Source organism: Porphyromonas crevioricanis, assembly GCF_900476255.1.
Classification (GTDB): Bacteria; Bacteroidota; Bacteroidia; order Bacteroidales; family Porphyromonadaceae; genus Porphyromonas; species Porphyromonas crevioricanis.
Genome location: NZ_LS483447.1, coordinates 563,156 through 575,735 on the forward strand (window position 1 = coordinate 563,156; position 12,580 = coordinate 575,735).

A 12,580-nucleotide genomic window follows, 5' to 3' on the forward strand; every position below is an offset into this window, starting at 1 on the left:
AGACTCATCGCCCGGATGGCGGAATTGGTAGACGCGTTGGTCTCAAACACCAATGATAGCAATATCGTGCCGGTTCGATCCCGGCTCCGGGCACGCTTGAAAAGGCTTCCTTTCCAACATAGGAAAGGGAGCCTTTTTGTTACCTTCTATCACATTCTTCGGCATACTCTGAAAGAATTCTTTTTTAGACCTCTTTGCACAGTCTCTTTTTTCAGTTCATCAGCCTCTCGCTTGAGTGGCTACTCTTTTGTTAATTCCTCAATTTTATTCTGGAGTTTTTGATCCCAAATAAATTCTACATTGAATTTCCCTTCCGGAGTAACTGTAAATATGGCTTTGTTCCATTTATTTTTGTCGTTCTCCGCTGTCATTATAGCATTTAGCTCCTTTATATCCCTCATATTCTTGAAGCTATCCTGCAAAACTGTATTTTCGACCTCTCCATTGTCTGTCTGGTATTCCAAAAAGGTCTTAACCCCTCCGATGTATTCAATGTGCAAAGTAGCAGTAAGCCATTTGCATCCAATTGAATCGACAATTCTTTGGCCAATCCTGCTATAAATTTCCGATACTGTACTCATAATCTTTTCTTTATTGTCCTGCTGTACTGACTGAATAATTTCGAGAATTAGTCAGGCTTGTATTACAGCATACTCAAACTCTTTTGCTCCCCTTAAGCATATCTATGTCCATAGTGATAGTATGATTTATCTGGATGGAAGAAGTCTGTTTTTTGCAGGGACTTAGCTATGCGACTCCTGATCTTCAACAGAGAATTTGCTCCAGTCGATTGTTGCAGGATAGATCTGGCTCTTGATAGCTGTAATGAACAGGTTTTCTTTTTTTCTCAGTACAAAGGCTTTAACAACGTGAAAAGGGGAAAATAAAACGTTGTTTGGAGCATGCCCTTGTATTACGGGGAATCCGTAATACAAGGAGTTGTCTTCCTTATCAAGATTACAAATCCATTTCCCTTGAAATTCTTTTCTGACCACTTCCCCCAGATATGCGGCACAATCGTTATACTCATCACTATCTACGGAAACATCATTTTGGACGATATATTTCTCGAGCTCGCATAGATTATCCAAACTCACATCCAAATAAATCCCTTTTCGTTTGGCTCTCAGTTGTAAGTTTTCCACATAATCGTCTACACAAGAAAGAAAGGTCTCAAATTTTTCCTCCAATATCTCCGAATTTAGATTTTGCATACCTATGACGCTTAATTAGTTCTCAAAACTAAGATATTTTGCCTCCAATAGTGCAGAGCCTGTACCATTTGCTTTTGGTGTATCCAAAAGATTGTTTCGGTAATCCCTTTGTTGGGTTTTGCAGAATGTGGTAATCTTGAGATATATCCAAGTCGATTGTTTTGTTTGTTTATGTGTTGTTTTGTTGCTTTTCCAAGGTACTTTTTTGTTCGGATTGGAGGGTTTTTAGCCAGATTTTTCCCTCCCTTTTTGATGTTGAGAGGAACTGTTTTTTGCTAACACGGGAGAGAACGAAAATTCTCTCCTGAGGAAAAAATTGCTCTCTCCTGTGTTAGCAAAAAATCTCTCAGGAGAGAATTTTGACCCTCCCAGAATGCCCTATTCATCGGCATTCTGGGAGGTCAGTAAAAGCCCATAAAAGAGAAGTACATCCACTTGTTTCTATGGCCTATTTTTCTTCCGTTTTTTCTGGTTTTTGTTGAGAATAGAATTTACAAAGTTTGTCAATCTAAGTCGCGGAAAATGACAGCTCTTTTCGAGATTGCTGCGGAATAAAATCCCTCATTATACAAAACCTTCATACCGATTCTGTTGGGGCTCTATGCAGTGAGGCATATTTTGAGGCTTATTTCAAACCTGTTGTCTCAATAGAGGATAAACCCTCCTCCAATCCAAGTAAATAGAAACGTTTACCTTTGCAGAACCGAATAAACTAAGCCATGAGAATAGTTGTGCAAAGAGTGTCCCATGCCCAAGTCTGTGTGGAGGGTAATGAGGTGGGGCGTATAGGTCACGGGTTGCTGGTACTGATAGGCATAGAAGATGCCGACAGACAGACCGATGCTGATGCTTTGGCCGAAAAATTGGTCAAGCTAAGGATATTCGATGACGAGCGAGGTGTTATGAATCTTTCCCTGCTTGATACGCACGGAGAAATGCTTGTCGTGAGCCAGTTTACGCTTATGGCCTCCACAAGGAAGGGAAATCGACCATCTTACATTCGAGCTTCCCGTCCGGAGTTTGCGATCCCTCTTTACGAATACTTTTGCCAACGCTGTACAGAACTTCTCGCCCGACCAGTGGCCACGGGGCAATTCGGAGCTGATATGCAGGTTAGCCTCTGCAATGATGGCCCGGTAACAATCCTTTTAGACACTCATACAGACTTATGAACAACCCCGATACACAGTCTTTGCCCCAAGGGCAAGAGCCGGAGATAGGCATCCGAGAGATGCAAGCTCTGGTGGATCAGTGGATCAAGACCTATGGGCAACGCTATTTTCATCAGCTGACAAACATGGCAATCCTGACTGAGGAGGTGGGTGAGGTGGCCAGGCTCATGGCTCGGATATATGGTGAACAGTCTCTGAAAGAAGGTGAAGATCCTCGGGCTTTGGCAGACGAGATGGCCGATGTGATGTGGGTCTTGCTTTGTCTGGCCAACCAGTGTGGTATAGATATGAGTGATGCCCTGCGAGCTAATATGCAGAAAAAGACCTCTCGAGACATTGAGCGGCACAAGAATAACCCGAAACTTAGATAACGAATAAATATTTCAAACTGAATTATGAGTAAATACGACGAGGCTTTTGCCAAATTTGAGTCAATGACAGACGAGGCTGTAAAGACCGCTGTAGACAAAATCGTATCCGAGAACTACGATAAGTACAATACGAAAGAAGTGATGAAATTCCTCATCGGAACGATAGACTTGACAAGTCTGAATGGAGCTGATACGGAGGAGCACATTGCACGTTTTGTACAACCGGTAAACGACAAAGATGGACAAGACCCCACGATCCCCTCTGTGGCAGCTATTTGTGTCTATCCCAACTTTGTCAAGACCGTGCGCGAGACCCTCACGGCTGGAGGTGTGCGTGTGGCTTGTGTGAGTGGATGTTTCCCGGCTTCGCAAAGTTTTATCGAAGTCAAGTTGGCTGAGACATCGCTGGCCGTACGTGACGGAGCCGATGAAGTGGATATTGTGCTCAATATGGGAGCATTCTTGTCTGACGACTACGAAACGGCCGCTAATGAGATAGAAGAGCAAAAGACAGCTTGCCGGAATGCACATCTCAAAGTGATTTTGGAGACAGGGGCACTCAAGACTGCCGAACTCATTCGCAAGGCTTCGATCCTTTCGCTCTTCTCCGGCGCGGACTTTATCAAGACTTCTACTGGCAAAGAATATCCCGGAGCCAGCCTTGAGGCTGCCTATGTGATGTGTTCGGTACTTAAGCAATATTACCAGCTGTATGGCAAACGCTGTGGGGTGAAATTCTCCGGTGGTATCCGTTCGGCTGAAGAGGCTGTGAAGTATTATGCTATTGTTCGTGAGGTGTTGGGCGAAGAATGGCTCACTCCGGAATTGATGCGTATCGGAGCCAGCAGCCTGCTTGGTAATCTGGAAAAAGCCATTGCCGGCTGAGACTCCTGATAACCCGGATCAAAGGTTCCCACAATAAAAAAGCGAGGCGGACATTTTCTTGTCCGCCTCGCTTTTTTTGTACGAAAAGAAAAGATTCTGCTTTTCTCCTCCTTTTTATTTGGCGTAGCTCACTGAGCGAGTTTCGCGTATAACGGTAATCTTGACCTGTCCCGGGTAGGTCATTTCCTCTTGTATGCGCCTTGCAATTTCGTTGGATAGGGTCGCAATCGAGTTGTCATCGGTATGTTCGGCCCCTACTATCACACGCAACTCACGACCGGCCTGAATAGCGTACGTTTTTATTACACCGGGGTAGGAGAGAGCTAACTGCTCCAAGTCGTTGAGACGTTTGATATAAGCCTCGACAATCTCACGACGTGCACCGGGGCGAGCACCACTGATGGCATCGCACACCTGCACGATAGGTGCCAATAGAGAGGTCATCTCGGTTTCATCGTGATGTGCACCTACAGCATTGCATATATCCGGTTTTTCCTTGTATTTCTGGCAGAGCTTCATCCCCAGCAGAGCATGTGGCAATTCGGGTTCGTCATCTGGCACTTTACCTATGTCGTGCAACAGGCCGGCTCGCTTGGCTTTCTTTGGGTTGAGCCCCAATTCTGAAGCCATCACTGCACATAGATTGGCTGTTTCTCGGGAGTGTTGGAGAAGGTTTTGTCCATAGGAAGAGCGATACTTCATTTTACCGACAAGACGTATCAGCTCGGGGTGCAGACCGTGGATACCGAGGTCGATCATTGTGCGCTTACCTGTCTCTATGATCTCTTCCTCTATCTGCTTTCTCACTTTGGCTACTACCTCTTCGATGCGTGCCGGGTGGATGCGTCCATCCTGTACCAGTTGGTGTAAGGCCAGACGAGCCACTTCTCTGCGTACCGGATCGAAGCCGGAGAGCACAATCGCCTCAGGTGTATCGTCCACAATGATCTCTATACCGGTAGCAGCTTCCAAGGCCCGGATATTGCGTCCCTCACGTCCGATGATCCGACCCTTGATCTCGTCATTTTCTATATGGAAGACTGTTACAGAGTTTTCGATGGCAGTTTCAGTAGCCACTCGCTGTATGCTTTGTATCACGATGCGCTTGGCTTCCTTGTTTGCCGTCATTTTGGCTTCTTCGATGATATCATTGATATAGCCGGAGGCCTCATTCTTGGCTTCATCTTTCAGATTTTCTACCAAGTAGTTCTTTGCTTCCTCGGCAGACATTCCGGAGAGAGACTCCAGCTGCTCTCTTTGTCTACGTGACAGATCGTCAAGCTCCTTCTGCTTATTGTCGAGAATACCCATTTGGGCTGTCAGATTTTCCCGAATGGTATCTAACTCTTGGTTTTTCTTTGCAAGTTCTTCTTGCTTTTGCACGAGGTTGCGCTCTCTATTGCGTATTTTGCTCTCGGACTGTTGCAACTTGGCTGTACGCTGATTGACTTGCTTCTCCAGATCGGACTTGAGCTGAATAAACCGTTCCTTTACTTCGAGGAGTTTTTTCTGTTTGATAACTTCCGATTCTCTTTCTGCTTCGGCCAATCTTTTAGCGGCCTTTTGCTTCAAAAGAGATCGCTGCACGGCCCAGGCTACGACCAGGCCCAGCAAAAAAGTCATGATCGCTATGATCAAGGTTGTGCTTTCTACTGCCATTATTCTTAGCTATTCGTTTAAAAATCATACAACAAAGACACACCCCCCATCGGTGGTATGTCTCAAGCTATCAAGGACAAGAAGAAAGAGTAGGAGAGAGTATAGACAGTCGAACAAGCGCGGGATGAACAGACTTTTGTTAGCGGTATTGGCGTAAAAACTCCTCTACTGAGCTATTAAGACGTCTGACTTCTTCCATAAGAGGGGCTGTATCCACCTCCTTACGAGTGCGATGCAAGTAATAAGACCTATCCAGAGCCGCCATGGCAAGATAGTCTTCGGGAGAAATGCGATCACTTTGCCCATATTGCACCTTGTAAGATTCTATGCGAGCGTTGAGCTCAGCAGCAGCCATACGATAGCATGGCTCCAGCCTGCTATCCACGACCAATGGCAGACGTATGCCTTGCACAATGAGGGTAATGCTCTGTTGTCTGCCTTCTGTCGAATCCATTATTCTGTTTCAAGTAGTGCTATGCACTTATCTATATCTTCTATCAGGCAGTCCAAACGCTGTTTGGTCTGCTTTATTTCTTCTTGGCTTGTGGCTATGGCTCGGGCGGTAAGCAAGGTCTCGGATTTCCCCTTGGCTACTGCACATTGCAGTTCTGCTACCTTTATGCGCTCTTCCTGCTCCCGAATGGTTGCTTCGAGCTGCTCTATCCGTGCTGTTTGAGTACGTACAAGATCCATGAGACGGGCAACATTGTCGCCAAGCCTCTTTACATCGTACTGCTCCTCTTGCGTCATAGCACCAGCTTTGATGGAGCAAAGTTAAGCTAAACTTGCGAAAGAACCGACCCTTAGCCCATGGATACTCAATCCTTTAGAGACTGTTGTACAACATGGCTCTCGCTATGTTACTGTCGATATCCAGGGCAGTCTGTCAGTGAAGGCGAAAAGTAAGTCGATGAATAGGTGTCGTTCCCAGCCGTGCGATCGCTTCTCTATGGGTCTTAGTCGGGTAGCCCATGTTGTGCTCCCAATCGTAGCCGGGAAAACGCAAGGCGGCTTCTTGCATATAGCTGTCTCTATGTGTCTTCGCTAAAATGGAGGCGGCTGCGATGCTCTGATAGAGAGCATCACCATGTACTATGCAATAGTGAGGAAGGTTTCCGAATGGCTCAAAACGATTCCCGTCTATCAAAAGGAGTTCAGGAGAAATGCTAAGAGAGGCAATTGCCCTGTGCATAGCCAGAAAAGAGGCTCGCAGGATATTGATTTGGTCTATCTCCTCAGCCGAGACGCTGGCCACAGACCAAGCGAGGGCTTCGCGTTCAATCAAAACTCTTAGAGCTTCCCGTTTTCTGACCGAAAGTTTTTTCGAGTCATTGAGCAGGTCGCAAGAAAAGTCCGGAGGCAGGATAACCGCTGCGGCAAAGACCGGTCCAGCCAAACAGCCACGGCCGGCCTCGTCACATCCACACTCGGAACCTGTACCCGGTTGATAGCGAGATCGGAGCATTTTGGATCTCTGATTCAAAACATCGTGACGGTCCGCTTTATGGCTTTCAAGAAAGCCTGCACATCTTCCTCCGTATTGTAGAGGCCGACAGAGACGCGCACAGTGCCGCTCAGACCAAAATAGTCCATCAGGGGCTGGGCGCAGTGATGCCCCGTGCGAACGGCAACACCTTGCTGATCAAGCAGCATCCCCATGTCGTAGTGATGAATATCCCCGATTAGAAAAGAAATAACACCGGCTCGTTCCCGGCTTGTCCCCAGAAAGCGAATTCCCTTTATCTGCTCAAGCCCCTCTATGATTTGATGGGATAGCTCAGCTTCATGCCGGGCTATGGACTCGATCCCCAACTCCTCCACAAAGTCCAGTGCTGCGGACAATGCTACAGACCCTACATAGTCGGGCGTTCCTGCTTCAAATTTGTAGGGGAGCTCATTGTAAGTTGTTTTGTCGAAACTTACCTTGGCAATCATTTCTCCCCCTCCTTGGTAGGGAGGCATCGTTTCGAGCAGCTCTTTTTTTCCATAGAGGACTCCTAATCCGTTAGGACCGTAAATTTTGTGTGCAGAAAAGGCCAAAAAGTCACAGTCAAGGTCTTGTACATCCACTCTACTGTGGGCAATCATTTGGGCTGCATCCACCAACACCGGTACCTTGTGTCGGTGAGCGATCTCTATCATTTGTTTTACTGGATTGACAATGCCGAGCACATTGCTGATACCGGCAATGGCGACCATTGCGGTTTGAGGAGAGATGAGTTTTTCGTAGGTGGCCAAGTCCAACGAACCATCTTCTAAGAGGGGAATGACTCGCAGTTTGAGCCCCACTTGTTCTCCTGCTAATTGCCATGGAACGATATTGGAGTGGTGCTCGGCTGTGCTCAGGATTAGCTCCGAACCGGGGCTAAAGTGCTCTTTCCCATAAGAGGAGGCCACCAGATTGATTGCTTCGGTCGTTCCTCGAACAAACAAAATAGAGGAGGAATCGGCTGCATTCAGATAGGTCGCAATCCGCTGTCTGGCCTGCTCATGTCTCTCGGTAGCCATTCGGCTGAGGTAATGCACTCCCCTGTGGATGTTGGCATTGTAGCAGCTGTATGACTCTGTAATTGCATCCAACACAGATTGTGGTTTCTGCGTTGTGGCTGCATTGTCCATATATATATAGGGCTTACCGCTGACAAGTCGGTTCAGCAGAGGGAATTGTTGGCGTATTTCTTTCACATTGTACATGGTGCCGGCAAAGTTACAAAATGCGACCTATGGAGTACATCTCCAACTTGCTTTCCTATTTCTCTCTGATCGATTTTGTTAGGAGCCTCAATCGAGAAGTTGGGAGGTCTCTGCTCTTTTGTACCTTTGAGCGGAGTAGATAAAACGAATTTCCTATGAGAAGATACAGCATATTGTGGGCGGATGATGAGATAGATTTGCTGCGTCCACACATCCTTTTTCTCGAAGCTAAAGGCTATGATGTTACAGCTGTAAATAGCGGTCTTGATGCTTTGGAAGCCCTGCGTGAGCAGGACTATGATATTATATTTCTGGATGAGATGATGCCCGGACTTACCGGATTGGAAACTCTGCTTCGGATCAAAGCCTTGAAAGCTCATATCCCAGTCGTTATGGTGACCAAGAGCGAAGAGGAGCAACTCATGAATGAAGCCATAGGTCGTAGCATTTCGGATTACCTGATCAAACCGATCAACCCTAACCAGCTTTTGCTTTCTCTCAAAAAACATGTGCATGAGCATACTCTCAAAAATGAGTCGGCCATACAGAGCTACCGTCAGGATTTTTCCGATTTGTCTGTACAGATATCCGACTGCAACAGTATGGAGCAGTGGAAAGAATTGTATCGGAAACTTGTCTACTGGGATCTTGAGTTGGAGCAATCGGCTCCCGATATGGCTGAAATGCTTGAGATGCAAAAACGAGAGGCCAATTTGCAGTTTGTTAAGTTTGTTAAAGAATATTACGCGAACTGGATGGCAGGACAGGGGCGGCCTCTGATGAGCTCCGAGCTTATCAAAACTAAAGTGTTACCTCTGTTAGATGCAGGCGAGAAAGTTTTCTTCATATTGATCGACAACTTTCGTCTGGATCAATGGGAAGCAGTCAAGACTTTGCTCACTCCTTACTATAGCTTCGATGAGGATCTCTATTGCTCAATACTCCCCTCGGTAACGCATTATGCACGCAATGCAATCTTTGCAGGGCTTATGCCGGCCGACATTGCCCGAATGTATCCTGATATGTGGATAGACGAGGAGAGTGAAGAGGGTAAGAATCAATACGAAGAACAGTTGCTTTCGGCTCTTCTGCAGCGATATCGTAAAAACTATTCTTTCTCTTACCACAAAGTCTATGATACGGCTTTTGGAGAGAAACTTCTCGGACGAATCAATAGCCTGAAACAGTATGACCTGAATGTGATCGTACTCAATTTTGTGGATATGATGTCGCATGCTCGTACAGAAAGCAAGATGATGCGGGAGCTGGCCGGCTCGGAAGCTGCTTATCGCTCTATTACCAAGAGCTGGTTTGAGCACTCTACTGCCATGGAGATGTTCAAACGCATTGCTCAGCAAGGGGCACGAGTCATCCTTACCACTGATCACGGCACCATACGTGTACACGAAGCGTTAAAAGTGATAGGAGATCGAAGTCTCAACACCAATCTGCGATACAAGGCGGCCAAGAACCTGACATACAAGGAAAAAGAAGTATATGAAATCCTCAAACCGGAGCAGTATGGGTTACCTAGACCCGGCCTGTCGGGCAAGTACATATTTGCCACGGGCAGTGACTTCTTTGCCTACCCCAATAATTTCAATCACTATGTGCAGTATTACCAGGGTACCTTTCAGCATGGCGGTATATCGCTCGAAGAATTGCTTATCCCGGTAGTTGATATGCAAGCCAAGTAGAAATCTAAAATGAAAACCAGCTATACAATCCATACCCTCGAGGATCTCTCCCTGGTGGCGAATCAGTTTGCTTCCGAAATAGGCTCTCGGAGAGTCTTTGCTTTCTATGCTCCTATGGGGACAGGCAAGACGACCTTTATTAAGGCCGTATGTGAAGCCCTCGGTGTGAAAGATGTGATCAATAGTCCGACATTCTCCATTATTAATGAGTACCGAAGTGAACCAACAGGAGAGACAATTTATCACTTCGACTGCTATCGTCTGGAGCAAGTACAGGATGCTCTCAACCTCGGGGCGGAAGACTATTTTGCTTCCGGTGCAATATGTTTTATCGAATGGCCGGAGGTTCTGGAGCCAATCTTGCCGGATGATACTGTGAGGATACATATCAGTGAGCAGGCAGATGGAAGTCGGGTGCTGGAGTTGAGGTAGGGGTATCTTTGCGGAGTGTAGTATAGAGTAGCTTTGTATAGCTCTTGGGTTCGTTTATCTTTGTAGAAGCGTAAACAAAACATTTAACAATGAACACTCTCAACCAGCCTTATCACCGTGTGTTACTCAAATTAAGCGGAGAGTCCTTGGCAGCCTCCGGCAAGCATGGTATAGATGCCCATAGATTGAGTGCCTATGTGCAAGACATTAAGGAAGCCCATGAGAGGGGCATAGAGATTGCTATTGTAATAGGGGGTGGTAATATATTTCGTGGAGTGACCGGTACCTATACCGGTATTGATAGGTACAGTGGAGATCAAATGGGTATGCTGGCGACCGTGATCAATAGCTTGGCTCTTTGCTCGGCTCTGAGGCATGCAGGTGTGCATGCAGATGTGCTGACTGCTGTGCGTATGGAGCCGGTGGGTGAGTTCTACAGCAAATGGAAAGCAGACAGTTTGTTGCGTCAGGGGCATGTAGTGATACTTTCCTGCGGAACTGGAAATCCCTACTTTACCACGGATACAGGTGCGGCCCTCAGAGGAATAGAGATCGAAGCCGATGCTATGCTCAAGGGGACCAGAGTGGATGGGATTTATACCGCTGACCCGGAGAAAGACCCTACTGCCACGAAATTCGATACCATCAGCTATGATGAAATATACGAGCGAAAGCTCAAGGTAATGGACCTTACGGCTTCTACTTTGTGCAGGGAAAATGCTCTACCTATCGTTGTCTTCGATATGGACAAACCCGGCAATTTGCAGGCTGTACTTAGAGGAGAAGCTATAGGGACTATCGTTCGCTAACAACAAGGAATAAACACACCAAACTAAATACGTATATGGATATTCAAGAATACATCTCCGAAGCCCGGATGGGTATGCAAGATGCAGTAGAATACCTCGAAGAAACCCTTGCTCGTATTAGGGCAGGTAAGGCAAACCCTAAAATTTTGGATGGGATTATGGTAGAGTACTACGGTGCTCCAACTCCTCTGACTCAGGTTGCTACGGTGACTGTTCCCGATGCACGCAGCATTGTGATTACTCCTTGGGAAAAGAAAATCATTCGGGATATAGAGAAAGCTATCATCGATTCTCCATTGGGTATTACACCCGAAAACAACGGAGAGTTGATTCGCTTGGGAATCCCTCCTCTTACCGAGGAAAGACGCAAGCAGCTTGTCAAACAGATAAAGACAGAAGCCGAAGATGCTAAGATAAGTGTACGTAATGCCAGACGTGATGCTATAGACAAGATCAAGAAATCAGTCAAGGCAGATTCTACTCCGGAAGATGTGGCCAAAGATGCCGAATCCGAAGCTCAGAAAGTGCATGATGCCTATATCAAGAAGATCGATGAAATCTTCGCTGACAAAGAAAAAGAAATAATGACTGTCTGACACGAGATCGAAGCAGGGCAAGAGAGGTGAAAGGCCTTGGCCTCCCTGCTTCTTTTTCTTCAGCTATGCTCCAAGGTTTGGTGATTTGCAATACCGGCAGCCACTACACTGTGCTGACGGATGACGGGCTTCAATTAGATTGCCGGGCCAAGGGTAGTTTGCGCCTAAAAGGAATACGTTCTACCAATCCCATCGCTGTGGGAGATAGGGTTGAGGTTGATCCTCGCTCTACTACGGAGGATGATGCGGTCTGCTATATCAGACGAATATTGCCACGGCGCAACTATATCATTCGGCGAGCTTCCAACCTTTCCAAAGAGGTTCATATACTGGGAGCTAATCTGGATGCTGCCCTTTTGGTCTGTACTGTGGCACGACCGGAAACGTCTACAACTTTCATTGATCGATTTTTGGCTACGGCCGAGGCCTATTCTGTACCGGTGGAGCTGGTTTTCAACAAAATAGACGACTACGCAGAGCCGGAGCAGGAGGCTCTTGAGTATCTGCTTGATTTATACCGCAATATCGGTTATCGCTGTTTTGCCACCTCTGCTGTCACCGGAGAAGGAATAGAAGATTTAGGGCAGCACATGACAGGGCGTATAACTCTTGTCAGTGGACATTCTGGGGTGGGTAAGAGTACGCTTATCAATGCCCTTGTTCCGGGACTTCATTTGCGGACTGCTGCCATATCGGATATTCACCAGACCGGAATGCATACCACTACTTATTCCGAAATGATCCCTCTTTCGCAGGGTGGATATTTGATAGACTCTCCTGGTATCAAAGGTTTTGGTACGATAGAGATGGATGAGGCAGATGCCTCTCATTACTTTCCCGAGATATTTGCAATGTCTGCCCATTGCAGATTTGCCAATTGTACGCATTTGCATGAGCCGGATTGTGCTGTACTAAAGGCTGTTGAGGAGGGTAAAATTGCCCCTACTCGTTACAATAGTTATCTGAGTATATTGGGCGATAGCAAAGCCGGCAAATACAGACCGGAGTATTGAAAAGACTCCCCTGGTCGGCAGTATCGACAGTATGTGAT

15 protein-coding genes and 1 tRNA gene are annotated in these 12,580 nt (G+C 46.6%); 9 read left to right on the forward strand and 7 right to left on the reverse strand.

Annotated elements, in window-relative coordinates; all coding sequences use genetic code 11:
* Window positions 1-9 precede the first annotated feature (9 nt).
* Window positions 10-93 (forward strand) — tRNA-Leu (locus DQN70_RS02620).
* Window positions 94-239: 146 nt separating this feature from the next.
* On the opposite strand, the gene DQN70_RS02625 is transcribed toward DQN70_RS02620, so the two are convergent.
* Window positions 240-581: a hypothetical protein gene (locus DQN70_RS02625; RefSeq protein WP_023939961.1), complete on the reverse strand. Its 342-nt coding sequence runs from the start codon at window positions 579-581 to the stop codon at window positions 240-242.
* Between the two features lie 162 nt (window positions 582-743).
* Entirely contained in the window at window positions 744-1,214 is a 471-nt protein-coding gene (locus DQN70_RS02630; protein ID WP_023939959.1) for a hypothetical protein, read from the reverse strand.
* 719 nt (window positions 1,215-1,933) lie between these two features.
* Between DQN70_RS02630 and dtd the strand changes: the two genes are divergently transcribed.
* Genes dtd through deoC form a run of 3 tightly spaced genes read left to right on the forward strand, consistent with a single transcriptional unit; the run spans window position 1,934 to window position 3,642 of the window.
* Window positions 1,934-2,386, forward strand: coding sequence for a D-aminoacyl-tRNA deacylase (dtd, locus tag DQN70_RS02635; protein ID WP_023938724.1), 453 nt, complete (start codon window positions 1,934-1,936; stop codon window positions 2,384-2,386).
* A gap of 59 nt (window positions 2,387-2,445) precedes the next feature.
* On the forward strand, window positions 2,446-2,757 hold the full coding sequence (locus DQN70_RS02640) for a nucleotide pyrophosphohydrolase (protein WP_111759377.1): 312 nt from the start codon (window positions 2,446-2,448) through the stop codon (window positions 2,755-2,757).
* 24 nt (window positions 2,758-2,781) lie between these two features.
* Window positions 2,782-3,642 (forward strand): deoxyribose-phosphate aldolase, encoded by an 861-nt coding sequence (deoC, locus tag DQN70_RS02645; protein ID WP_023938720.1) that lies wholly within the window; start codon window positions 2,782-2,784, stop codon window positions 3,640-3,642.
* Window positions 3,643-3,756: 114 nt separating this feature from the next.
* Here deoC and rny read toward each other — a convergent pair whose 3' ends face one another.
* From rny to DQN70_RS02670, 5 genes are all read right to left on the reverse strand, one after another.
* Window positions 3,757-5,301: a ribonuclease Y gene (gene rny, locus DQN70_RS02650; RefSeq protein ID WP_023941438.1), complete on the reverse strand. Its 1,545-nt coding sequence runs from the start codon at window positions 5,299-5,301 to the stop codon at window positions 3,757-3,759.
* Window positions 5,302-5,440: 139 nt separating this feature from the next.
* Window positions 5,441-5,755 carry a cell division protein ZapA gene (locus tag DQN70_RS02655; RefSeq protein ID WP_023938083.1) on the reverse strand — a complete coding sequence of 105 codons (315 nt, stop codon included), beginning with the start codon at window positions 5,753-5,755 and terminating at the stop codon, window positions 5,441-5,443.
* Window positions 5,755-6,051: a hypothetical protein gene (locus DQN70_RS02660; RefSeq protein WP_023941439.1), complete on the reverse strand. Its 297-nt coding sequence runs from the start codon at window positions 6,049-6,051 to the stop codon at window positions 5,755-5,757. Before DQN70_RS02660 ends, DQN70_RS02655 begins: the two co-directional genes overlap by 1 nt.
* Window positions 6,052-6,187: 136 nt before the next feature.
* Window positions 6,188-6,766: a ribonuclease HII gene (locus tag DQN70_RS02665; RefSeq protein ID WP_023941441.1), complete on the reverse strand. Its 579-nt coding sequence runs from the start codon at window positions 6,764-6,766 to the stop codon at window positions 6,188-6,190.
* A 14-nt stretch (window positions 6,767-6,780) separates the two neighbouring features.
* On the reverse strand, window positions 6,781-7,995 hold the full coding sequence (locus DQN70_RS02670) for an aminotransferase class V-fold PLP-dependent enzyme (RefSeq protein ID WP_023941442.1): 1,215 nt from the start codon (window positions 7,993-7,995) through the stop codon (window positions 6,781-6,783).
* 155 nt (window positions 7,996-8,150) lie between these two features.
* Between DQN70_RS02670 and porX the strand changes: the two genes are divergently transcribed.
* The 5 genes from porX (at window position 8,151) to rsgA (ending at window position 12,542) form a co-directional block, all read left to right on the forward strand.
* On the forward strand, window positions 8,151-9,692 hold the full coding sequence (gene porX / locus DQN70_RS02675) for a T9SS response regulator signal transducer PorX (protein ID WP_023941446.1): 1,542 nt from the start codon (window positions 8,151-8,153) through the stop codon (window positions 9,690-9,692).
* Window positions 9,693-9,701: 9 nt separating this feature from the next.
* Window positions 9,702-10,124: a tRNA (adenosine(37)-N6)-threonylcarbamoyltransferase complex ATPase subunit type 1 TsaE gene (gene tsaE / locus DQN70_RS02680; protein WP_023938077.1), complete on the forward strand. Its 423-nt coding sequence runs from the start codon at window positions 9,702-9,704 to the stop codon at window positions 10,122-10,124.
* Window positions 10,125-10,213: 89 nt separating this feature from the next.
* Window positions 10,214-10,933 carry a UMP kinase gene (gene pyrH / locus DQN70_RS02685; RefSeq protein WP_023941448.1) on the forward strand — a complete coding sequence of 240 codons (720 nt, stop codon included), beginning with the start codon at window positions 10,214-10,216 and terminating at the stop codon, window positions 10,931-10,933.
* Between the two features lie 35 nt (window positions 10,934-10,968).
* Window positions 10,969-11,529 (forward strand): ribosome recycling factor, encoded by a 561-nt coding sequence (gene frr / locus DQN70_RS02690; RefSeq protein WP_023938075.1) that lies wholly within the window; start codon window positions 10,969-10,971, stop codon window positions 11,527-11,529.
* A 65-nt stretch (window positions 11,530-11,594) separates the two neighbouring features.
* Window positions 11,595-12,542, forward strand: a complete 948-nt coding sequence (gene rsgA, locus DQN70_RS02695) for a ribosome small subunit-dependent GTPase A (protein ID WP_036888315.1) — start codon at window positions 11,595-11,597, stop codon at window positions 12,540-12,542.
* The last annotated feature ends 38 nt before the right edge of the window (window positions 12,543-12,580 follow it).

Bases quoted from the DNA above. Each gene is read 5' to 3' on its own strand.
- DQN70_RS02625 (WP_023939961.1), bottom strand. From the start codon at position 581: ATGAGTACAGTATCGGAAATTTATAGCAGGATTGGCCAAAGAATTGTC.
- DQN70_RS02630 (WP_023939959.1), bottom strand. From the start codon at position 1,214: ATGCAAAATCTAAATTCGGAGATATTGGAGGAAAAATTTGAGACCTTT.
- dtd (WP_023938724.1), top strand. From the start codon at position 1,934: ATGAGAATAGTTGTGCAAAGAGTGTCCCATGCCCAAGTCTGTGTGGAG.
- DQN70_RS02640 (WP_111759377.1), top strand. From the start codon at position 2,446: ATGCAAGCTCTGGTGGATCAGTGGATCAAGACCTATGGGCAACGCTAT.
- deoC (WP_023938720.1), top strand. From the start codon at position 2,782: ATGAGTAAATACGACGAGGCTTTTGCCAAATTTGAGTCAATGACAGAC.
- rny (WP_023941438.1), bottom strand. From the start codon at position 5,301: ATGGCAGTAGAAAGCACAACCTTGATCATAGCGATCATGACTTTTTTG.
- DQN70_RS02655 (WP_023938083.1), bottom strand. From the start codon at position 5,755: ATGGATTCGACAGAAGGCAGACAACAGAGCATTACCCTCATTGTGCAA.
- DQN70_RS02660 (WP_023941439.1), bottom strand. From the start codon at position 6,051: ATGACGCAAGAGGAGCAGTACGATGTAAAGAGGCTTGGCGACAATGTT.
- DQN70_RS02665 (WP_023941441.1), bottom strand. From the start codon at position 6,766: ATGCTCCGATCTCGCTATCAACCGGGTACAGGTTCCGAGTGTGGATGT.
- DQN70_RS02670 (WP_023941442.1), bottom strand. From the start codon at position 7,995: ATGTACAATGTGAAAGAAATACGCCAACAATTCCCTCTGCTGAACCGA.
- porX (WP_023941446.1), top strand. From the start codon at position 8,151: ATGAGAAGATACAGCATATTGTGGGCGGATGATGAGATAGATTTGCTG.
- tsaE (WP_023938077.1), top strand. From the start codon at position 9,702: ATGAAAACCAGCTATACAATCCATACCCTCGAGGATCTCTCCCTGGTG.
- pyrH (WP_023941448.1), top strand. From the start codon at position 10,214: ATGAACACTCTCAACCAGCCTTATCACCGTGTGTTACTCAAATTAAGC.
- frr (WP_023938075.1), top strand. From the start codon at position 10,969: ATGGATATTCAAGAATACATCTCCGAAGCCCGGATGGGTATGCAAGAT.
- rsgA (WP_036888315.1), top strand. From the start codon at position 11,595: ATGCTCCAAGGTTTGGTGATTTGCAATACCGGCAGCCACTACACTGTG.